The sequence below is a fragment of the Pseudomonas sp. S5F11 genome (assembly GCF_019641515.1).
Taxonomy (GTDB): Bacteria; Pseudomonadota; Gammaproteobacteria; order Pseudomonadales; family Pseudomonadaceae; genus Aquipseudomonas; species Aquipseudomonas rhodesiae.
Window position 1 is genome coordinate 3068774 of sequence record NZ_JAIFJZ010000001.1, and the last position, 21565, is coordinate 3090338.

Annotated in this window: 21 protein-coding genes and 1 pseudogene; 18 read left to right on the forward strand and 4 right to left on the reverse strand. The window is 63.8% G+C overall.

The features are described 5' to 3' along the window. Positions 1 to 9 precede the first annotated feature (9 nt). Genes K1567_RS13885 through K1567_RS13965 form a run of 17 tightly spaced genes read left to right on the forward strand, consistent with a single transcriptional unit; the run spans position 10 to position 15493 of the window. Positions 10 to 264, forward strand: a complete 255-nt coding sequence (locus K1567_RS13885) for an acyl carrier protein (RefSeq protein ID WP_003209389.1) — start codon at positions 10 to 12, stop codon at positions 262 to 264. Then, complete coding sequence (locus tag K1567_RS13890) at positions 261 to 806, forward strand: membrane protein (RefSeq protein WP_034111460.1); 546 nt, start codon at positions 261 to 263, stop codon at positions 804 to 806. Before K1567_RS13885 ends, K1567_RS13890 begins: the two co-directional genes overlap by 4 nt. Next, positions 803 to 2467: an acyl-CoA synthetase family protein gene (locus tag K1567_RS13895; RefSeq protein ID WP_169867915.1), complete on the forward strand. Its 1665-nt coding sequence runs from the start codon at positions 803 to 805 to the stop codon at positions 2465 to 2467. Before K1567_RS13890 ends, K1567_RS13895 begins: the two co-directional genes overlap by 4 nt. Further along, positions 2460 to 3194: a glycosyltransferase family 2 protein gene (locus tag K1567_RS13900; RefSeq protein ID WP_169867914.1), complete on the forward strand. Its 735-nt coding sequence runs from the start codon at positions 2460 to 2462 to the stop codon at positions 3192 to 3194. Before K1567_RS13895 ends, K1567_RS13900 begins: the two co-directional genes overlap by 8 nt. Beyond that, positions 3191 to 4126, forward strand: a complete 936-nt coding sequence (locus K1567_RS13905; protein ID WP_034095529.1) for a glycosyl transferase — start codon at positions 3191 to 3193, stop codon at positions 4124 to 4126. The genes K1567_RS13900 and K1567_RS13905 overlap by 4 nt, the downstream gene beginning before the upstream one ends. Next, positions 4110 to 5651 carry a histidine ammonia-lyase gene (gene hutH / locus K1567_RS13910; RefSeq protein ID WP_169867913.1) on the forward strand — a complete coding sequence of 514 codons (1542 nt, stop codon included), beginning with the start codon at positions 4110 to 4112 and terminating at the stop codon, positions 5649 to 5651. The genes K1567_RS13905 and hutH overlap by 17 nt, the downstream gene beginning before the upstream one ends. Further along, entirely contained in the window at positions 5644 to 6069 is a 426-nt protein-coding gene (locus K1567_RS13915) for a thioesterase family protein (protein ID WP_034095527.1), read from the forward strand. Before hutH ends, K1567_RS13915 begins: the two co-directional genes overlap by 8 nt. Continuing rightward, positions 6066 to 6656, forward strand: a complete 591-nt coding sequence (locus tag K1567_RS13920) for an outer membrane lipoprotein carrier protein LolA (RefSeq protein WP_047881435.1) — start codon at positions 6066 to 6068, stop codon at positions 6654 to 6656. The genes K1567_RS13915 and K1567_RS13920 overlap by 4 nt, the downstream gene beginning before the upstream one ends. Next, positions 6640 to 8958 (forward strand): MMPL family transporter, encoded by a 2319-nt coding sequence (locus K1567_RS13925; RefSeq protein ID WP_169867912.1) that lies wholly within the window; start codon positions 6640 to 6642, stop codon positions 8956 to 8958. Before K1567_RS13920 ends, K1567_RS13925 begins: the two co-directional genes overlap by 17 nt. A gap of 33 nt (positions 8959 to 8991) precedes the next feature. Beyond that, a complete protein-coding gene (locus K1567_RS13930) occupies positions 8992 to 10239 on the forward strand; it encodes an NAD(P)/FAD-dependent oxidoreductase (protein WP_220698577.1) in 1248 nt (415 codons plus the stop codon). After that, positions 10236 to 10970, forward strand: a complete 735-nt coding sequence (locus K1567_RS13935) for a class I SAM-dependent methyltransferase (RefSeq protein ID WP_034111451.1) — start codon at positions 10236 to 10238, stop codon at positions 10968 to 10970. The genes K1567_RS13930 and K1567_RS13935 overlap by 4 nt, the downstream gene beginning before the upstream one ends. Further along, positions 10967 to 11449 carry a hypothetical protein gene (locus tag K1567_RS13940; protein ID WP_034095523.1) on the forward strand — a complete coding sequence of 161 codons (483 nt, stop codon included), beginning with the start codon at positions 10967 to 10969 and terminating at the stop codon, positions 11447 to 11449. The genes K1567_RS13935 and K1567_RS13940 overlap by 4 nt, the downstream gene beginning before the upstream one ends. Further along, entirely contained in the window at positions 11446 to 12612 is a 1167-nt protein-coding gene (locus K1567_RS13945; protein ID WP_034095522.1) for a beta-ketoacyl-[acyl-carrier-protein] synthase family protein, read from the forward strand. The genes K1567_RS13940 and K1567_RS13945 overlap by 4 nt, the downstream gene beginning before the upstream one ends. Further along, positions 12609 to 13070 (forward strand): hotdog family protein, encoded by a 462-nt coding sequence (locus K1567_RS13950; protein WP_034111448.1) that lies wholly within the window; start codon positions 12609 to 12611, stop codon positions 13068 to 13070. Before K1567_RS13945 ends, K1567_RS13950 begins: the two co-directional genes overlap by 4 nt. Beyond that, positions 13067 to 13795 (forward strand): 3-oxoacyl-ACP reductase FabG, encoded by a 729-nt coding sequence (gene fabG, locus K1567_RS13955; RefSeq protein ID WP_034095520.1) that lies wholly within the window; start codon positions 13067 to 13069, stop codon positions 13793 to 13795. Before K1567_RS13950 ends, fabG begins: the two co-directional genes overlap by 4 nt. Then, positions 13795 to 15021, forward strand: coding sequence for a beta-ketoacyl-ACP synthase (locus K1567_RS13960; RefSeq protein ID WP_034095712.1), 1227 nt, complete (start codon positions 13795 to 13797; stop codon positions 15019 to 15021). Before fabG ends, K1567_RS13960 begins: the two co-directional genes overlap by 1 nt. A 25-nt stretch (positions 15022 to 15046) precedes the next feature. Then, entirely contained in the window at positions 15047 to 15493 is a 447-nt protein-coding gene (locus tag K1567_RS13965) for a hypothetical protein (RefSeq protein ID WP_099313041.1), read from the forward strand. Between the two features lie 305 nt (positions 15494 to 15798). On the opposite strand, the gene K1567_RS13970 is transcribed toward K1567_RS13965, so the two are convergent. Continuing rightward, positions 15799 to 16692: a LysR family transcriptional regulator gene (locus K1567_RS13970; protein WP_034095518.1), complete on the reverse strand. Its 894-nt coding sequence runs from the start codon at positions 16690 to 16692 to the stop codon at positions 15799 to 15801. A 172-nt stretch (positions 16693 to 16864) separates the two neighbouring features. Here K1567_RS13970 and K1567_RS13975 point away from each other — a divergent pair, with 172 nt between their 5' ends. Then, positions 16865 to 18085 (forward strand): MFS transporter, encoded by a 1221-nt coding sequence (locus K1567_RS13975; RefSeq protein WP_258535406.1) that lies wholly within the window; start codon positions 16865 to 16867, stop codon positions 18083 to 18085. Between the two features lie 35 nt (positions 18086 to 18120). Here K1567_RS13975 and K1567_RS13980 read toward each other — a convergent pair. The 3 genes and pseudogenes from K1567_RS13980 to K1567_RS13990 form a co-directional block, all read right to left on the reverse strand. Continuing rightward, positions 18121 to 18609 (reverse strand): annotated as a pseudogene (locus K1567_RS13980) (cytochrome b/b6 domain-containing protein); the annotation flags it as partial. Positions 18610 to 18802: 193 nt separating this feature from the next. Beyond that, positions 18803 to 19870: a uroporphyrinogen decarboxylase gene (hemE, locus tag K1567_RS13985; protein WP_034095516.1), complete on the reverse strand. Its 1068-nt coding sequence runs from the start codon at positions 19868 to 19870 to the stop codon at positions 18803 to 18805. Positions 19871 to 20145: 275 nt separating this feature from the next. After that, positions 20146 to 21564, reverse strand: coding sequence for an FAD-dependent oxidoreductase (locus tag K1567_RS13990; RefSeq protein ID WP_034095515.1), 1419 nt, complete (start codon positions 21562 to 21564; stop codon positions 20146 to 20148). Position 21565 lies beyond the last annotated feature (1 nt).

Genomic DNA, 21565 nt, shown 5'->3' on the forward strand with positions numbered 1-21565 from the left:
GACCGGACCATGCAAACTCGTGACGATATTTTCAACACCCTGCGCGATGCCTTGGTGGAACTGTTCGAATTGGAACCTGAACGCGTGACCCTCGACGCCAACCTGTACCAGGACCTGGAAATCGACAGCATCGATGCGGTGGACCTGATCGACCATATCAAGCGCCAGACCGGCAAGAAGATTGCTGCCGAGGAATTCAAGGCCGTGCGCACCGTGAACGATGTGGTTGAGGCGGTGTACCGTCTGGTCCAACCAGCCGCATGAGCCGGCTGATCGGCCTTGGCCTGTTGCTGGCGGGGCTGCTGTACCCCTTCGCGGTGTATTACGGCACCGAGCATTTTGCGCCGTGGCAATTCGGCCTGCTGCTGGGCAGCCTATGGCTGTTGCGGGCGCTCACCGCTGCGCGGCGCCCTGGCAGCCGTTGGATGGCGGTGGCGGTGATCGTGTTCTGCCTGTTGCTGGCCTGGTTCGACAACCCGCAGCTGCTGCGCTGGTACCCGAGCCTGGTCAGCGCGTTCATGCTCACGCTGTTCGGCTTGAGCCTGAAATACGGCCCACCGATTGTTGAGCGCCTGGCGCGGATGACGGAACCGCAACTGCCCCCCGAGGCAATTGTGTACACGCGCCAGGTCACGGTGGTCTGGAGTGTTTTCTTCTTAGCTAACGGCCTGCTCGCGGCCGCCCTCACCTTGTGGGCACCGCTGAGCTGGTGGACGTTGTACAACGGCCTGATCGCCTACGGGCTGATGGGGCTGCTGTTTGCCGTGGAATGGCTGGTACGACAAAGGGTGCGGGGCCGCGTATGAATTGGTTGAACCTTGAGCATCTGTTGCTTGAGCCGGTGGCGCAGCGTTCGGTGTGCGCAGGCCTGAATCACGCCCAACTGTGGGACCAGGCCTTGCGCCTGGGCGCCGGGCTGCAACGCCGTGGCATCCAACGCGTGGCCGTGCACCTGGAAGATGCCGGCCTGCTGGCAATCGCCTTGCTGGGCGCCTGGCGTGCCGGGGCCAGCGTGTTGCTGCCCGCCGACCTGCAACCCCAAACCCGTCAACGCTGGGCCGACACCGTCGACGCCTGGCTGACCGAGGCCGCGGACCTCGACGCCTTGTATCAGGCCGCCCTGAGCCCGTCCGCGCTGGACCTGGACACCTGCCAATTGAGCCTGTGCACCTCCGGCTCCAGCGGCGAACCCAAGCGCATCGACAAGACCCTGCGCCAGTTGGCCAACGAAGTGCAGGCCCTGGAAACCTTGTGGGGCGCCGACCTCGACGGTGCCTGCATCGTCGGCAGTGTCGCCACGCAGCATATCTACGGCTTGCTGTTCCGCGTATTGTGGCCGCTGTGCGCCGGTCGCACATTTGTACGTCAACAACTGGCCTTCCCCGAAGATTTGCAGCGCGCCAGCCGCGAACACGCCCGGTTCGCCTGGGTGGCCAGCCCGGCGCTGCTCAAGCGCATGGGCGACAACCTCGATTGGCCGGCATTGAGCCAAGTGGCGCGGGTGTTCTCATCCGGCGGTGCGCTGCCGGTGGAAGCCGCCAGCAGTCTGTATGAACGCCTGCAACAATGGCCCACTGAAATCCTCGGCAGTTCGGAAACCGGCGGCATCGCCTGGCGCCAGGGCAATCAACCTTGGCAGCCGTTTGCCGATGTGCACCTGAGCCAGGATGCCGACGGCGCCCTGCGCATCGCGTCGCCGTACCTGCCCCCTGGGCATATCGAGCAGACCGCCGACGCCGCACGCCTGCATGCCGATGGCCGCTTCGAGCTGCTGGGACGTCTGGACCGCATCGTCAAGCTGGAAGAAAAACGTATCTCCCTGCCCATGCTCGAACAGGCCTTGATGACCCATCCATGGGTCGCCGAAACGCGATTGGGCGTGGTTCAGGAAAGCCGCGCGTCCCTCGGCGCGCTGGTGGTGCTGAGCGCCGCCGGCCTGCATGCATTGCGCAATCAGGGCCGGCGCAGCGTTACCCAGACCCTGCGACAGCACTTGAGCCAACATTGCGAAGCCCTGGCCCTGCCACGCCGCTGGCGCCTGCTGAGTCAATTGCCACTCAACGCCCAAGGCAAACTGCCCCAGGCCGACGTGGCGGCGCTGCTCATGGCGCCACGGCCCAAGGCGCCGCAGGTGTTGGAACAGGTTGAAGCTAACGGCGAGTGGACACTGCAACTGAGCGTGCCGCCGGACCTAGCCTATTTCAGCGGGCATTTCCCGGTCACTCCGGTATTGCCGGGAGTGGTGCAGGTGGAGTGGGCATTCAACCTCGGCCAACAACTGCTGGATTTGCCGTCGACCTTTGCCGGCATGGAAGTGCTCAAGTTCCAGCAACTGATACGCCCAGGCGACCGGATCGAACTGCACCTGCGCTTCGACGCAGAGCGCGGCAAGCTGTATTTCGCCTACCGCAACGGCATCGCGGCCTGTTCCAGCGGCCGCATCCAACTGGAAGCCGCCCATGCATAAGCCCTGCGCCCTGATCCCGGTCTATAACCACGAAGCCGCCGTGCCCGCCGTGGTCCATAGCCTGTTGAAAAGCGGCCTGCCGTGCCTGTTGGTGGACGATGGCAGCAGCCCGGCCTGCGCAGCGGTGCTGGCGCAGTTGGCCACTCTGGACAACGTCAGCCTGGTCACCCTGCCCCACAACCAGGGCAAGGGCGGTGCGGTGATGGCCGGTTTTCGTGAGGCCGCACGCCAGGGCTTTACCCATGCCTTGCAGGTCGATGCCGACGGCCAGCACGACCTGCGCGAAGTCGAGACCTTTATCGAAGCCTCCCGCCGCCAGCCCGACGCGCTGATCTGCGGCTACCCCGAATACGACGACAGCGTGCCCAAAGGCCGCCTGTACGCTCGCTACCTGACCCATGTGTGGGTGTGGATCAACACCCTGTCGCTGCAGATCCGCGACTCAATGTGCGGCTTTCGCGTGTACCCGCTGGCCCCGGTGTTGGCACTGATGGACTCGGCCTACATCGGCACGCGCATGGACTTCGACTCGGACATCCTGGTGCGCCTGGCCTGGCGCAACCAACCAATGCGCTGGCTGCCCACCCAAGTCCACTACCCGGCCGATGGCCTGTCGCACTTCCGGCTGTTCCACGACAACGTGCGCATTAGCGCCATGCACACGCGTTTGTTCTTCGGCATGCTGGTGCGCACGCCGATGATCCTGTGGCGGCGGTGGCAGGCATGAGCGACAGCACCAAGCACTGGGCCGACCGCGAAGAACGCGGCAGCTACTGGCTGATGAAACTCACCGCGTTCGCCGCCAAAGTGCTGGGCCGGCGCCTGCTGAGCCCGGTGCTGTACGGCATCGTGTTGTACTTCTTCGTGTTCGGCCGCACCGCGCGCCAGAGCGCCTGGCAGTACCAGCAACGCCTGGCCGAGTGGAGCGGGCGCGATGAACTGCGCCCCTCCCATAGAAAAGTCTTCGGCCAATTCATGGCCTTCGCCGACGCCCTGCTCGACAAGCTCGATGTGTGGAACGGCAAGCTGCGCATCGAACAAATCGACATCGACGACCCGGCCAAGCTACGCGGGCAATTGCGCGGCGAGCGCGGGCAGATGCTGGTGGGGGCGCACCTGGGCAATCTGGAAGTGTGCCGCGCCCTGGCGGAAATCGGCGAACAAGTGACCATGAACGTGCTGGTACACACCAAGCACGCCGAACGTTTCAACCGTTTGCTGGGCGAAGCCGGCGCGACCCATTTGCGCCTGATTCAGGTCAGCGAGCTGGACCCGGCCACCATGCTGTTGCTCAGCCAGCGCCTGGACGAAGGCGAATGGCTGGCAATTGCCGGCGACCGCGTGCCGCTGCACGGCGGGCGCACGGTGCGCGTGGATTTCCTCGGGCATGCCGCCGCATTTCCCCAGGGCCCTTGGCTCTTGGCCGGCCTGCTCAACTGCCCGGTGAACCTGCTGATGTGCCTCAAGCACAATGGCCGTTATCGCCTGACCATCGAGCCGTTCGCGCCATCGATCGAATGGAAACGCAGCACTCGCGAGCAGGTCATCGCCCAGTGGACCTCACGCTACGCCGCGCGCCTGGCCGATTTCTGTCTGGAAGCGCCCCAACAATGGTTCAACTTTTACCCTTTCTGGAAGACCGATGACGACGCATCTTGAGCCGGTAACCTTTGGCGAACGCCCCCTGCGCATCGAAGACGTGCTGGCCCTGGCCAACCGTAAGGTGCCTACCCAGTTGCAAGGCGACGCGGCCTATCGCCAGCGCATCGCCAAGGGCGCGCAGTTCCTCGACTCGCTGCTGGACAAGGAAGGCGTGATCTACGGCGTGACCACCGGCTACGGCGACTCTTGCGTGGTGGCGGTACCGTTGCAGCATGTCGAAGCCCTGCCCCGTCACCTGTACACCTTCCACGGCTGCGGCTTGGGCAAATTGCTCGACGCCCAGGCCACCCGTGCGGTGCTGGCCGCGCGCTTGCAGTCGCTGTGCCACGGAGTGTCCGGGGTGCGCGTTGAACTGCTGGAGCGCCTGCAAGCGTTTCTGGAACACGACATACTGCCGCTGATCCCGGAAGAAGGCTCGGTGGGCGCCAGCGGCGACCTGACGCCGCTGTCCTATGTGGCGGCGACGCTGTCCGGCGAGCGTGAGGTGCTGTTCCGTGGCGAGCGCCGCGCGGCCGCCGATGTGCATCGCGAACTGGGCTGGCAGCCGCTGGTACTGCGCCCCAAGGAAGCCCTGGCCTTGATGAACGGCACCGCCGTGATGACCGGCCTGGCGTGCCTGGCGTTTGCCCGCGCCGACTATCTGCTGCAACTGGCCACGCGCATTACCGCGCTGAACGTGGTGGCGCTGCAAGGTAACCCCGAGCACTTTGACGAACGCCTGTTCGCCGCCAAGCCGCACCCGGGTCAGATGCAAGTCGCCGCGTGGTTGCGCCAGGACTTGGCCATCGACGCACCGACCGCGCCGCTGCATCGCCTGCAGGATCGCTACTCGCTGCGCTGCGCGCCCCATGTGCTTGGGGTGCTGGCCGACAGCCTGGGCTGGTTGCGCGGGTTTATCGAGACCGAGCTCAATAGCGCCAACGACAACCCGATCATCGACGCCGAAGAAGAACGCGTGCTGCACGGCGGGCACTTCTACGGCGGGCATATCGCTTTTGCCATGGACAGCCTCAAGACCCTGGTGGCCAACGTCGCCGACCTGCTCGACCGCCAGCTCGCCCTGCTGGTGGATGTGCGCTACAACCACGGCCTGCCGAGCAACCTGTCCGGCGCGCCGGCGGATCGCGCCATGATCAACCACGGCTTCAAGGCGGTGCAGATCGGCACCAGCGCCTGGACCGCCGAAGCGCTGAAAAACACCATGCCGGCCAGCGTGTTTTCACGTTCCACCGAATGCCACAACCAAGACAAAGTCAGCATGGGCACCATCGCCGCCCGCGATGCGATCCGCGTGCTGGAGCTGACCGAGCAGGTTGCCGCCGCCACCCTGCTGGCCGCCAATCAAGGCGTGTGGCTGCGTGCCCAGGCCGACGACGCCCGCCCGCTGCCACCGGCCCTGGCGGCCATGCACGCGGAACTGGCCAAGGACTTCCCGCCGGTGATCGAAGACCGCGCCCTGGAAGGCGAGCTGCGCCTGTGTCTGCAACGCATCGCCGAACAACACTGGAGGCTGCATGCGTAGTCAGGGCGTGTTGCACTGCGACACCGAGATCCTCGTGCCGTTTTTCGATGTCGACACCATGCACGTGGTGTGGCACGGGCACTACGTGAAATACCTGGAAGTGGCACGCTGCGCGTTGCTGGACAAGATCGGCCACAACTACACGCACATGCTCGACTCGGGCTATGCCTGGCCGGTCATCGACATGCAGCTGCGCTATGTGCGCGGGGCGGTGTTCGGCCAGACCCTCAACGTGCGCGCCAGCCTGGTGGAGTGGGAGAACCGCTTGAAGGTCAATTACCTGATCACCGACCGGGCTAGCGGCGAGCGCCTGACCCGCGCCAGCACCGTGCAGGTGGCGGTAGAAATCGCCACTCGCGAGATGCAGCTGGCGTCCCCCAAAGTCTTCACCGACGCCGTCGACAGGGCCTTGTCATGAAACTGATCACCTTCCTTGGCGCGTTGCTGCTGTCGCTTCAAGCCCACGCCTTCGACCTGCAACAACTCAGCGATCAGTTGGCCAAGCCCTCGGTGGTCCAAGGCAGCTTTATCCAGGAAAAACACCTGCGCGCCCTGCCGCAGCCATTGGTCAGCAAAGGCACCTTCGTCCTGGCCAAGGACCACGGCCTGCTGTGGCTGCTCAAGACGCCGCTGCAACAGGATTACCGCATCAGCGCCCAAGGCATCGCCCGCCGTGATGCCAATGGCTGGCAGCTGCTGCCGAACAAGAGCGCCGGCGCCGAGCAGAATCGCTTGTTCCTCGCCGTGCTACAGGGCGACAGCAGCGGCCTGCAACGGGACTTCGAGCTGCACCTTCAAGGCGAGGCCACGCAATGGACGCTGACCTTGATCCCACGCTCGCTGCTGCTCAAGCAGGTGTTCAACCAGATCAACATCAATGGCGGCGCGCTGGTGCAGACCATCGAATTGCTGGAAACCCAGGGCGACAGCACCGTACTGCGCATGCAGGACAGCCGCGCCGACCTTCCCCTCAGCGATGCGCAGCAGCATGACTTTGCTCAGTGAGCGCCAGTTGCCGCGCCTGTTCCTGATCCTGCTGGTGGCCGTGCTGGCCCTGGCCGGCTGGCAGTGGCGTCATGGCGCGCCGCTGTCGGCCAACCTGATGGAGCTGGTGCCCGGCAGCACGCCGGATGCCCTGGAACTGCAAGCCGAGCAGCGCATGCAGGAGCCGCTGAACCGCGAGATGCTAGTGCTGGTGGGCCACACCGACCGCCAGCAGGCGGTGGCCGTGGCCCAGCAATTGGGCGAACGCTGGCAGGCCAGCGGCCTGTTTGAAACAGTGCAGTGGAACCTGCAAGCCGACCTGCCGGCGCTGCGCGAGCAACTGCTGCGCGGGCGCCTGGCGATGCTGTCGGGCAAAGACCGCGAGCAGTTGATCGAACACCCCGACGCCTTCATTCAGCAGCGGGTGCAGGCGCTGTTCGACCCCTTTACCGGGTTCAGCCTGGTGCCCAGCCAGGACGATTGGCTGGGCCTGACCGGGCGCATCCAGAACAGCCAGCCGCAACGTGGCTCGGTGCAACTGGACATCGGCAGCGGCGCGCTGATTGCCGATGCCGACGGCAAGAGCTGGGTGCTGCTGCGCGCGCGCACCACCGGCAACGCCTTCGACATGCACCTGCCACTGCGCGTGGCGGACCTGCTCCAAGCCAGCCGTGCCGAGGCCGGCGAGCATGGCGCGCAATTGCTGGCCGCCAGCGGCCTGTTGTACGCCGCCAACGGTCAGCAACAGGCCACTCGCGAAATCACCTGGGTCGGCGGCGGCGCGACCGTGGGCATCCTGTTGCTGCTGTTGCTGGCGTTCCGGCGCTGGCGCGTGCTGCTGGCGTTCGTGCCGGTACTGGTGGGGATGTTGTTCGGCGCGGTGGCTTGTGTGGCGCTGTTCGACCATATGCATGTGATGACGTTGGTGCTGGGTTCCAGCCTGATCGGCGTGGCCGTGGATTACCCGCTGCACTACCTGTCCAAAAGCTGGAGCCTGCAACCGTGGCGCAGTTGGCCGGCGCTGCGCCTGACGCTGCCGGGGCTGAGCCTGAGCCTGGCGACCAGTTGCATCGGCTACCTGGCGCTGGCCTGGACACCGTTCCCGGCACTGACCCAGATCGCCGTGTTCTCCGCCGCCGGGCTGGTGGGAGCGTACCTGTCGGCGGTGTGCCTGTTGCCGGCGCTGCTCAACGGCGTCGAACTGCGCCCGGCGCAATGGCCGCTGCGCATCGCCGAACGCCTGTGGCAACTGCGCGTTGCCTTGCTCAAGCGTGTCCCGAGTGCCGTATTGCTGGCACTGGTGCTGCTGTTTTGCGCGGGCGGCCTGTGGCAGCTGAACACCAAGAACGACATTCGCCAATGGATCGGCGCGCCGCCGCAGTTGCTCCAGGAGGCCCAGGCCGTGGCGCGCATCACCGGGTTCCAGCCCACCAGCCAGTTCTTTCTGGTGCGCGCGCCGGATCAACCCCAGTTGCTGGAGCGCCTGGACACGCTGGGCCAGCGCCTGGATCAACTGGTGAACATGAACAAACTGCAAGGCTACCTGGCCCTCAACCAATTGGTCAGTCGCCCCGCCGAGCAACAGCAAGTGCGTGACGCGTTGAACCGCCTGCCGCAGCATTGTCAGCCGCTGCTGGACCTCGGCGTTCCCGCCAGTGCCCTGCACGCCGAAATCGCGCAATTGCAGGCCCTGCCCACCGAAGATATCGATGCCGCCTTAGCGGGCCCGCTGGCCGAACCCTGGCGCACCCTGTGGCTGGGCCCGGTGGACGGCGGTGTGGCGGCGATGGTCAGCCTGCAAGGCTTGAACAACCCGGCGTTGCTGCACGCGCAGGCGGCGGACCTGCCAGGCGTGCAACTGGTGGATCGCCTGGGCGACTTGAATCGGGTGTTCGCCGCCACGCAGATCAGCGCCGCTGAATTGAAACTGCTGTCGTGCGGGTTGATCGTCATCCTGCTGATCGTGCCATTTGGCCTCGGCGGTGCGTTGCGTATCGTCGCGCTGCCATTGCTCGCCGCGCTGTGCAGCCTGGCCAGCCTCGGTTGGCTGGGCCAGCCGTTGACGTTGTTCAGCCTGTTCGGCCTGCTGCTGGTGACGGCGATCAGTGTCGACTACGCGATCCTGATGCGCGAACAGATCGGCGGCGCTGCGGTCAGCCTGTTAGGAACACTGCTGGCGGCGCTGACGACATGGTTGTCGTTCGGCCTGCTGGCAGTGTCGAGTACACCCGCAGTCAGTAATTTCGGTCTATCGGTCAGCCTGGGCCTGGCGTTCAGCTTTATGCTGGCGCCCTGGGCCGGCCAGCAGAAACATGCCTTATGAATGTGATTATCGCCAATGCGGCAAGGAGCCCTCGTGCCCACAGTTGAAATGGAACGCCGCCAGGTCGTGGTGATCGGTGCCGGCCCATCAGGTGCCATCGCCGCCGCGCTGCTCAAGCGCAAAGGGCATGATGTATTGATCATCGAGCGCCAGCATTTTCCACGGTTCTCGATCGGCGAAAGCCTGCTGTCCCACTGCATCGATTTCATCGAAGAAGCCGGCATGCTGGACGCTGTGCAGGCCGCCGGTTTCCAACTGAAAACCGGCGCCGCGTTCGCCTGGGGCGAGCGCTACAGCGCGTTCGATTTCAGTGACACCTTCAGCGACGGCAAGCCCACCACCTTCCAGGTGCAACGCGGCGAGTTCGACAAATTGCTGGCCGACCAGGCCGCGCTGCAAGGCGTGGACATCCGCTACGGCGAAACCATCGTCGGCGTGGATTTCAAAGGCGAATGCCGCTACCTGCATGTGCGCCGCGAGAACGGCAGCGAGTATCACCTCAAGGCCAAGTTCGTGCTCGATGCCAGCGGCTACGGCCGCGTGCTGCCACGCCTGCTGGACCTGGAAGCGCCGTCGAATTTCCCGGTGCGCCAAGCGGTGTTTACCCACATCGAGGATCGCATCGAACATCCAGGCTTCGACCGCACCAAAATCCTCGTCACCACCCATCCCACCCAGCGCGATATCTGGTTCTGGACCATTCCCTTCAGCAACGGCCGTTGCTCGGTGGGCGTGGTCGCGGCCAAGGAACATTTCGACGGCCGTGGCGATGACCTCGACGCCTGCCTGCGCGGCTTTATCGCCGAAACCCCAAGCCTGGCCGGCGTGCTGCAAAACGCCGTGTGGGACACGCCGGCGCGCACCATTGACGGCTATTCGGCGAACGTCACGACCTTGCACGGCCCAGGCTTCGCGCTCTTGGGCAATGCGGCGGAATTCCTCGACCCGGTGTTCTCCTCCGGCGTGACCATCGCCATGCGCTCGGCCAGCATGGCCGCCGGCGTGCTGCACCGCCAGTTGAGCGGCGAGGCGGTGGATTGGCAGACCGAATTCGCCGCGCCCCTCAAGCGCGGTGTCGACACCTTCCGCTGCTACGTCGAAGGCTGGTACGCCGGGACGTTCCAGGACGTTATTTTCCATCCGGGCAGTGCCCCGGAGATTCGCCGTATGATCAGCTCGATCCTCGCCGGCTATGCGTGGGACGAGCGCAACCCGTTCGTCAGCGAGCCCAAGCGACGTTTGCGGATGTTGTCGGAAATCTGTGCGAGTGAGCCGGTATGAGCACGCAATACCTGAGCAAAAACTACGTCGAGGAAACCCGCTTCGGCCTGTGGTTCCTGCGCAGCCACACCTGGCAGCACCACGTGCTGCGCGTGGCGATCAACGACCTGCGCGGCCTGTTCAGCGAGCCGCTGCCCCAGGCGCCGGTACTGCTGGACGCCGGTTGCGGCCAGGGCAAGTCGTTCACCCTGCTACAACAAGCATTCGCGCCGGCACGCCTGATCGGCCTGGATGCCGACCCTCACAGTTTGCAGATGAGCCAGGCCGAGGCCGAGCGCCAGGGTTTGAGCGTCGAGCTGATCGGCAGCGATTGCGCCACCCTCGATGTGGCGGACAACAGCGTCGACCTACTGTTCTGCCACCAGACCTTCCACCATCTGGTGGAACAGCAGCGTGCGCTGCAAGAGTTCTACCGGGTGCTCAAACCCGGCGGCTACCTGCTGTTTGCCGAATCCACCGAAGCCTATATCGACACCTGGGTGATCCGCTGGCTGTTCCGCCACCCCATGCACGTGCAGAAAAGCGCCGAAGGGTATCTGGCGATGCTGCGCGAGCAAGGCTTTGAGTTCGGCCCGCAGAATGTCTCGTACCCGTACCTGTGGTGGAGCCGTTCGAAGGATTTCGGCCTGCTCGAACGCCTGCGCCTGCGCCGACCGAAACCGGTGGGCCAGCGCGAAGAAACCCTGGTCAACTGCGTGGCACGCAAACCCTTGGCGAGCGTCGTACCATGATTCGCGCACTGTTGATCGGCTGCCTGTTGCTGCTCAGCGCCTGCGCCAGCCAGCCACCGCTGCCCGCCACCACCCCGAGCTTGCCGCTGCCGCTGCAACTGCATGTGCAGCGCCTGGCGGATGGCCAGAGCCAGGATTGGCTGCTGGTGGTGCAACGCGAAGGCGGCGCGATTCGCTGGTCGATGATGGATCCGCTGGGCATCCCCCAAGCCCGGCAGAAACTGGTCGATGGCCAGTGGCAGGCCGATGGCTTGCTGCCGCCCAACCCCCAGGCCCGCGAGTTGTTCGCCGCGCTGTTGTTTGCCCTGACGTCGGCCGATGACGTGCGCGCGCTGTACCCCAGCGCCCAGGCACGCGACCTGACCCGCACCCTGCCGGGTCATTGGCAAATCATCTACCAGTCTTCAGAGGTGTTCAGCGTGAACATCGTCGGACAGCCCTTGAGCTACCGCATCACGCCGCTGGGTACCGCACGATGAGCGCGTACTTGAACGCCCTCGGCGTGATCTGCGCCCTTGGCCGTGGCCAGGCTGAGGTCAGCCGCCGCCTGTTCGCCGGTGACTGCTCGGGCATGCGCGCCGAAAGCGGCTGGGTGCCCGAACGCGTGTTGCCAGTGGGCGGCGTGCAGGGCGAGCTGGCGAGTATCCCGCCTGAGCTGGGCCAGCAAAGCAGTCGCAACAATCAACTGTTGCTGGAAGCGGCGCTGCAAATCGAAGAAGAGATCCGCCAGGCGATCCACACCTACGGCGCATCGCGAGTAGGCGTGGTGCTCGGCACCAGCACTTCGGGCATCGACGAAGCCAGTCGCGGCATTGCCGAGTACCTGCGCGACAACCGCTTCCCCGGCACCTATGACTATCAGCAACAGGAACTCAGCGCCCCGGCCAATTTCCTTGCCGACTGGTTGCAACTGAGCGGCCCGGCCTATGTGATTTCCACCGCCTGCACCTCCAGCGCCCGTGCGCTGATGAGTGCCCGACGCCTGCTGGACCTGGACCTGTGCGATGCGGTGATCTGCGGCGGCGTGGACAGCCTGTGCAAGCTGACCCTCAACGGCTTCAGCGCGCTGGAGGCGGTATCCGACACGCGCTGCAACCCGTTTTCGCGCAACCGCGACGGCATCAATATCGGCGAAGCGGCGGTGTTGTTTCTGATGAGCAGGCAACCGGCGCCCATCGCCCTGTTGGGCAGCGGCGCCAGTTGCGATGCGCACCATATCTCCGCGCCGGAGCCGAGCGGCAAAGGCGCGCTCCAGGCGATGCGCAAGGCACTGGCCTGCGCGAAACTGGCGCCGGAGCAGATCGGCTATCTGAACCTGCACGGCACGGCTACCCAACATAACGACGCCATGGAAAGCCTGGCGGTCGCCAGCCTGTTCCCCGACGGCGTGAGCTGCTCATCGACCAAACCCATGAGCGGCCATACCCTGGGTGCCGCTGGGGCGCTGGAAGCGGCGTTCTGCTGGCTGAGCCTGCGCCACGGCCAGGTGCCGCCCCATGTGTGGGACGGCGAGGCCGACCCTGCGCTCCCCGCCTTGCAGTGGGCACGGGTCGGCGAACCCTTGAAAAACACGCGCCTGATGAGCAACTCGTTTGCCTTCGGCGGTAACAACGTCAGCCTGATTATCGGAGAGGCCCCATGATCGATTGGCCACTCGCCGAACTGATCCCCCACGCGGGCGACATGATCCTGATCGACCAGGTGCTGTCGTTCGACGACGAACAGATTCATACCCGCGCCACCGTCAAGCCCGGCGGCCTGTTCAACCGCCCTGACGGCAGCCTGCCGGCCTGGGTCGGTATCGAGCTGATGGCGCAGAGCGTGGCCGCCTATGCCGGCTGCCATGCCCGCCGCAAAGGCGAGCCGGTGGCGCTGGGCTTCCTGCTCGGCACGCGTAAGTTCGAGTGCAACGTCGAGCACTTCCCGGCTGGTGCCGAGCTGAGCATCCACGGCCTGCGCTCCCTGGAAGACGACAATGGCATGGGTGTGTTCGAATGCCACCTGCGCGGCGACGGGTTCCACGCCAGCGCGCGCTTGAACGTATTTCGACCGCCCCAGGCGGCCGCCTATTTAGATGAATCGAAGGACGAAACGCCATGACTGAATCCGTACTGGTCACCGGCTCCAGCCGTGGCATCGGCCGCGCCATTGCCCTGCGCCTGGCCCAGGCGGGCCACGACATTGTGCTGCACTGCCGCAGCGGCCGCGCCGAGGCGGATGCGGTGCAGGTCGAGATCCAGGCCCTGGGCCGTCAGGCGCGGGTGCTGCAATTCGACGTGGCGGATCGCGCCAGCTGCAAGCACATCCTTGAAGCCGATGTGGAGCAACACGGCGCCTATTACGGCGTGGTGCTCAACGCCGGCCTGACCCGCGACGGCGCGTTCCCGGCCTTGTCGGAGGACGATTGGGATGTGGTGATGCGCACCAATCTGGACGGTTTCTACAATGTGCTGCACCCGGTGATGATGCCGATGATCCGTCGTCGCGCGGCCGGGCGCATCGTGTGCATTACCTCGGTATCGGGGCTGATCGGCAACCGCGGGCAGGTCAACTACAGCGCTTCGAAAGCCGGCCTGATCGGCGCGGCCAAGGCCCTGGCCATCGAGCTGGGCAAGCGCAAGATCACGGTCAACTGCGTCGCGCCGGGGTTGATCGACACGGCCATGCTGGACGAAAACGTACCCGTCGAGGAACTGATGAAAATGATCCCGGCACAGCGCATGGGCACCCCGGAAGAAGTCGCCGGGGCGGTGAACTTCCTGATGTCCGCCGAGGCCGGTTACATCACCCGCCAGGTGCTGGCGGTGAATGGGGGCCTATGTTGATGAAGCGTGTCGTCGTCACCGGCATGGCCGGCGTGACCTCCCTGGGCAGCGACTGGCCGACCATCTCGGCCAACTTCCGCGCCAACCGCAGCGGTATCCGGCGCATGGACGAATGGGACCGTTTCACCGAACTGAACACGCGCTTGGCTGGGCCCATCGACGATTTCGTGGTGCCCTCCCACTGGACGCGCAAGCAACTGCGCAGCATGGGCCGCGTCTCGCGCCTGGCGGTGTGGGCTGCGGAGCAGGCGTTGCAGGATGCCGGTTTGCTCGGGGATGAGTCGATCAAGGACGGGCGCATGGGCGTGGCCTGTGGTTCGTCCACCGGCAGCACCGATGAGATCAAAGCCTTTGGCAATATGCTGCTCAACTCGGTGGCCGAGGGGCTGAACGCCAACTCCTATGTGCGCATGATGCCGCACACCACCGCGGCCAATATCAGCATCTTTTTTGGTCTGACCGGGCGCTTGATTCCCACTTCGAGCGCCTGCACCAGTGGCAGCCAGGGCATCGGCTACGCGTACGAGGCCATCAAGTTCGGGCGCCTGCCGTTGATGCTCGCCGGCGGCGCCGAAGAACTGTGCCCCACCGAAGCCATGGTGTTTGACGCGCTCTACGCCACCAGCCTGAAAAACGACGCACCGCAAACCAGCCCACGCCCCTATGACAGCGGCCGCGACGGCCTGGTGATCGGTGAAGGCGGCGGCATGCTGGTGCTGGAAGAACTGGAACATGCGCTGGCGCGCGGTGCGCATATCCATGCGGAAATCGTCGGTTTCGGCAGCAACGCCGACGGCCAGCACACCACCCGCCCGGAACAGAAAACCATGCGCCGCGCCATGGAACTGGCCCTGGAAGACGCCGGCCTGGCACCGGCCGCCATCGGCTACGTGAACGGCCATGGCACCGCCACCGATCAAGGCGACATCGCCGAGACCCTGGCCACCAGCAGCCTGTTCGGCAGCCGCATGCCTATCAGTTCGCAAAAGAGCTTCCTGGGCCACACCCTCGGCGCGTGCGGCGCGTTGGAGTCGTGGTTCAGCATCGAAATGATGAACCGCGACCAGTACGTGCACACCTTCAACCTCGACACCGTCGACCCGCAGTGCGGCGAACTGGACTACCTGCAAGGTGGCTTTCGCCAGATGCACCACGACTACGTGATGAATAACAATTTCGCCTTTGGCGGCGTCAATACGTCACTGATCTTTCGCCGCTGGTCCTGATTTTTAATCGATTGGAGAAAACGGAATGTCTTCCTTGCTACGCGCCACCTTCATCACGTTGGCCCTGCTGACCGCCGCCGGTTGCACCAGCAAACCGGTGCTCAACCCTCACAGTGAGCTACCGGCAGGTACTCAGGTCAGCGAAGAAAAAATGAAGCAGGTGATCGTCAACGCCTTGCAGAAACGCGAATGGACTGTGCAACGCCTGAGCCCGCAACTGGTGCAGGCCGAAATCACCGTGCGCGGCCAGTACCACGCTGAAATCGACATCCGCTACACCCGCAGCAGCTACGCCATCACCTACCGCGACAGCCGCGACCTGGGCTACAAGGACGGCAAGATCCATCGCAACTACAACCGTTGGGTGAACAACCTGGATAACGACATCAAGGCAGGCTTGCGCAGCAATGGTGTGAGTGGCGAGGCAGGGTCGGCGGCGCAGTTGTTTGAGCAGACCGGCACCTCAAAGTAGAACTGAGGCCAAGCACTACCCCCTTCGATGGTCGGCCCATCTTATGTGGTGATAAGCCGAGCATTTTTGCAGCGGCCCCTTTTTCAACCGATGCCGTTCAACTGGCGCATGGGATGGGGGCGGCGGCCCAGCCCAGCGCGGGGCAAGCCCGCTCACCACAACAACCGGACTCACCGTAGGAAGCCTCACCTATGTAGTGAGACAACCTTGTGGTGAGGCAACCTATGTAGTGAGACAACCTCTGTGGTGAGCGAGCTTGCCTCGCGCTGGGGCGCGCAGCGGCCCCTTTTCGGGCGGCTCGACGATTACTGCGTGGCCTTGCGCGTGAGCAATTCCACGAATGCCTTGCCCATTGGCGTTTGTGCGCTCTTGCGTTGCACCAGCCACACTGACGTCACCGCCTCCGGGTCCAGCAAGGTGCGATACACCACGCCATCGATGCGGATGCGCTGATACGACGCCGGCAGTACCGACACGCCTAACCCCGCCGCCACCAACCCGATAATCGTCATGGCCTCACCCGCTTCCTGAGCGAAGCGCGGGCTGAAGCCGGCGTCGCGGGCCAGGTTGAGCAGTTGGGCGTATAAGCCACTACCGTAACTGCGTGGGAAAAACACAAACGGTTCTTCCGCCAATTGCGCCAGGTGCAAACCACGCTCGGAGCCTTGCGCCAGGGGGTGGCCGGCGCTTAACACGGCCACCAGCGGTTCTCGCATCAGCTCGATCACAGCCAACGAATCCGGCAAAGGCAACGGTCGCATCAGCCCGACCTGAATCGACTCATCCACCAGCGACTCGGCCACCTCGGTGCTGCTCATTTCCTGCAGGTTGAGGTGAACCGCCGGGAACGCCTGGCGGAACGCAAAGATGGCTTGGGGAATGCTGGCATTGAACGGCGCCGATGATGTGAAGCCAATCTTCAATTCCCCCAGTTCGCCCAACTGCGCACGCCGCGCCACGTCCGCGGCTTTATCGACTTGGGCCAACACAAGGCGTGCCTCTTGCAGAAACAGACGCCCGGCCTCGCTCAGTTCGACCCGACGATTGGTACGCTCGAACAACCGCGCCCCCACCTCATGCTCCAATGCCTGAATCTGCTGGCTCAGGGGCGGTTGCGAGATGCCCAACACCTGCGCGGCGCGGCCGAAGTGCAATTCTTCGGCGACCGCGATGAAGTACCGCAGATGTCGCAATTCCATGCCCACCTCATTAGGTCGTTTAAGCTATCAAACAGGTCGAACAATATATTGGAAAGAATCATTAGCCAGCTATATTCTTTTTTCCATTGCCCGCCTGGCAGGCTTTTGCTCCCCCGAGGTTCCTGTGAAATCTGCTGTTGCGCCACTCGCTCATGATCTTCCACCCACCGCCCTGGATGAGGTGGTGGCTCAACTCAACGACGAGTACATCGAAAAAGGCACACCGCTGTTCATGCGCACGGTGCTCGCGCTGTTCTCCGGCGGCTTCGCCACGTTTGCCCTGCTGTATTGCGTACAACCGATGATGCCGGCGCTGTCCCATGAATTCTCCATCAATGCGGCGCAGAGCAGCCTGGTGCTCTCGGTTTCCACGGCAATGCTGGCGCTGGGGCTGCTGATCACCGGGCCGATTTCCGACACCCTGGGGCGTAAACCGGTGATGGTGGCCGCGTTGTTCTGTGCCGCGTTTGCCACCATCGCCAGCGGCCTGATGCCGTCCTGGGAAGGCATCCTATTGATGCGCGCGCTGGTGGGGCTGTCGCTCAGTGGCTTGGCGGCCGTGGCCATGACGTATTTGAGCGAAGAGATTCACCCTCAACACATCGGTCTGGCCATGGGTTTGTATATCGGCGGCAACGCGATCGGGGGCATGAGCGGGCGGTTGATCATCGGCGTGTTAATCGATTTCGTCAGTTGGCACACCGCGATGCTGATCATCGGCGCCCTGGCACTGATCGCCGCGACGGTGTTCTGGAAAATCCTGCCCGAATCGCGCAATTTCCGCCCCCGTAGTTTGCGGCCGCGCAGCCTGTTGGAAGGCTTCGTCATGCACTTCAAGGATGCCGGCCTGCCATGGCTGTTCCTTGAAGCCTTTCTGCTGATGGGCGCGTTCGTGACGCTGTTCAACTACATCGGCTATCGCTTGCTGGCCGATCCGTACGACCTGAGCCAGGCCGTGGTGGGTCTGCTGTCGCTGGTGTACCTCTCGGGCATCTACAGCTCGGCGAAGATCGGCTCGCTGGCCGACCGCCTCGGACGCCGGCGCGTGCTGTGGGCCACCATCCTGGTGATGCTCGGCGGCATGGCCATGACCCTGCTATCGCCGTTATGGCTGGTGGTGCCGGGCATGTTGGTGTTCACCTTTGGCTTCTTCGGTGCCCACTCGGTGGCCAGCAGTTGGATCGGCCGCCGGGCCACCAAGGCTAAGGGCCAGGCTTCCTCGCTGTACCTGTTCTGCTACTACGCCGGCTCCAGTATCGCCGGCACGGCAGGCGGGTTCTTCTGGCACTTTGCCGGTTGGAATGGCATCGGCGCGTTTATCCTGACCTTGCTGACCGGGGCGTTGCTGGTGGCGTTGAGGCTGGCCAAGTTACCGCCGCTGGCCTCGGCCTGAGGCACCTTCGGCTGCGTAAACGACATCCGCGCCATCACCCGTTTACCGCGACGTTCATGCATCACCACCGCGCCGATATGCAGCACCAGCATCAGCAACAACGCCACGCACGACAGCACATGCACGCGGGTGTAGAGGGCGATGCGCGTCGCGTCGCTCTCAAAAGGCGCAATGGACACCAGGTTAAAGATATTGATCGGGCGGTCCATCATCAGCACACCCGTCGCCAGCACCACGGCCAGCACCAGGTACATCGCCTTGTGCACCAGCAACGCCAGGTACTCCTGCACCGTGCGTTTGCTTGAAAAATCCAGGCCGTGGCTGAAAGAGCAGAACACCCGCAACACGAAGATCGGGATATAGGCGGTGGTCAACGACACATTGAAGAACGCGACCCACGCCTTGACCGACGCCGGCACACCGAACACGGCGACGAAAAAACCGGATAACAATGCCCACAGAATGATGACGGCCGAAATCCAATGCAGGAGTTTCTGGCCCGTTGAATACGCTGAAGTGTTCATCCTGATATCACCTGACAATAAACGCCAATCACTGGCGAGCTGAAGAGTCGGGTAGGATTTTTACCGAGGCAGTTACCGAAGGCTGTAGGAGAAATCCCAACCTCGGCAGCGTACCAAGGCAGGACTTAACAAACGCTGAAGCGCAACGAGCCGCCCTCTGCCAGACAGAGGGCGGCTCGCTTGAGGCGGGATGTTACTGGTGGTATTGCGCGGACAGCTCGTGCACTGCTTGCAGGAAAGCGCCGGCGTGGTCCGGGTTTACCTCCGGGGTGATGCCGTGGCCCAGGTTGAACACATGCCCGGTGCCTTTGCCGTAGCTGGCCAGGATACGGCCGACTTCGGCGCGGATCGCTTCCGGCTTGGCGTACAGCACGGTCGGGTCCATGTTGCCTTGCAGCGCGACCTTATCGCCGACCCGGCGACGGGCGTCGCCGATATCACAGGTCCAATCCAGGCCCAGGGCGTCCGCGCCAGCATCGGCGATGCTTTCCAGCCACAGGCCGCCGTTCTTGGTGAACAGAATCACCGGCACCTTGCGGCCTTCGTGTTCACGGATCAGGCCGCTGACGATTTTGCGCATGTAGGCCAGGGAAAACTCCTGGTAAGCCGCAGCTGACAGGTTGCCGCCCCAGGTATCGAAAATCTGCACCGCTTGCGCACCGGCCATGATCTGGCCGTTCAGGTAAGACGTCACCGACTGGGCCAGCTTGTCCAGCAGCAGGTGCATGGCTTGTGGATTGTCGTAGAGCATGGCCTTGGTCTTGCGGAAGTCTTTCGACGAGCCACCTTCGACCATGTAGGTCGCCAGGGTCCACGGGCTGCCGGAGAAGCCGATCAGCGGCACGCGGCCGTTAAGCTCGCGGCGGATGGTGCTGACCGCGTCCATCACATAGCCCAGGTCTTTGTGCGGATCGGGAATCGGCAGGGCTTCGATGTCGGCCAGGGTGCTGACGACTTTCTTGAAACGCGGGCCTTCGCCGGTCTCGAAGTACAGGCCTTGGCCCATGGCATCGGGGATGGTGAGGATATCGGAGAACAGAATGGCCGCGTCCAGTTGTGGATAGCGGTCCAGCGGCTGCATCGTGACTTCGCAGGCGAACGCCGGGTTCATGCACAGGCTCATGAAGTCGCCGGCGTGGGCGCGGCTGGCGCGGTATTCCGGCAGATAGCGCCCGGCTTGACGCATCATCCATACCGGGGTGACGTCTACGGGCTGCTTGAGCAGGGCACGAAGGAAACGGTCGTTCTTGAGGGCAGTCATGTCGGCATCCGCAAAAAAAGTGCGGGCATTTTCTCAGAGCGCGACACAAAAGGCACGGCAAGAGCGGTGCCTTTTGTCTATCGGGTTGATTTACGACAATATCTGGAACCTATGTGGGAGGGGGCTTGCCCCCGATTGCAGTGTGTCAGCCAATGAATCTGGTGACCGTTCACCGCAGATCAAAGGGGCTGCTTCGCAGCCCGGCGCGGGACAAGCCCGCTCACCACAGCAAGCCCCCTCCCACCTTTTGATCCCATTTCAACCCGGGATCGGGGTCAGACTTGCAGGTAGTCCAGGATGCCTTCGGCGGCGTTGCGGCCTTCGAAGATCGCCGTCACCACCAGGTCCGAACCGCGCACCATATCGCCACCGGCGAAGATCTTCGGGTTGCTGGTCTGGTGCTTGTACTGGCCTTGTTCCGGGGCGACGACGCGGCCCTGGCTATCGGTCTGGATCTGGAACTGCTCGAACCACGGCGCCGGGCTTGGACGGAAACCGAAGGCGATGACCACGGCGTCAGCCGGGATGATCTCTTCGGAACCCGGAATCGGCTCGGGGCTGCGACGGCCACGGGCATCCGGTTCGCCGAGACGGGTCTCGACCACCTTGACGCCCTCGACGCGGTCTTCACCGACGATGGCGATCGGCTGGCGGTTGTAGAGGAATTTCACGCCTTCTTCCTTGGCGTTCTTCACCTCTTTGCGCGAGCCCGGCATGTTGGCTTCGTCGCGACGATACGCACAGGTCACCGACTTGGCGCCCTGGCGGATCGAGGTGCGGTTGCAGTCCATCGCCGTGTCGCCACCGCCGAGTACCACGACCTTCTTGCCTTTCATGTCGACGAAGTCTTCCGGCGACTTTTCAAAGCCCAGGTTGCGATTGACGTTGGCGATCAAGAAGTCGAGCGCGTCGTACACGCCCGGCAGGTCCTCACCGGCAAAACCGCCCTTCATGTAGGTGTAGGTGCCCATGCCCATGAACACCGCATCGTATTCGGCGAGCAGTTGCTCCATGGTCACGTCTTTGCCGACTTCGGTGTTCAGGCGGAACTCAATGCCCATGCCGGTGAACACTTCGCGCCGGTTGCTCAGTACGGTTTTTTCCAGCTTGAACTCGGGGATGCCGAAGGTCAGCAGGCCGCCGATTTCCGGGTTCTTGTCGAACACCACCGGGGTCACGCCGCCACGCACCAGCACGTCGGCACAACCCAGGCCCGCCGGGCCCGCGCCGATGATCGCCACGCGCTTGCCGGTCGGCTTGACCTTGGACATGTCCGGGCGCCAGCCCATGGCAAAGGCGGTGTCGGTGATGTACTTCTCCACCGAACCGATGGTCACCGCGCCGAAACCGTCGTTAAGGGTGCAGGCACCCTCGCACAGACGATCCTGTGGGCACACCCGGCCGCACACTTCCGGCAAGGTGTTGGTCTGGTGCGACAGTTCGGCGGCAGCGAGGATGTTGCCCTCGGCTACCAACTTCAGCCAGTTGGGAATGAAGTTGTGCACCGGGCACTTCCATTCGCAATACGGGTTACCGCAGCCCAGGCAACGGTGGGCCTGTTCGGCCGAGTGCTGGGGTTTGAAGGGTTCGTAGATTTCCACGAACTCTTTCTTGCGTTGACGCAACAGTTTCTTCTTCGGATCTTTGCGCCCGACATCGATGAACTGGAAGTCGTTATTCAGACGTTCAGCCATG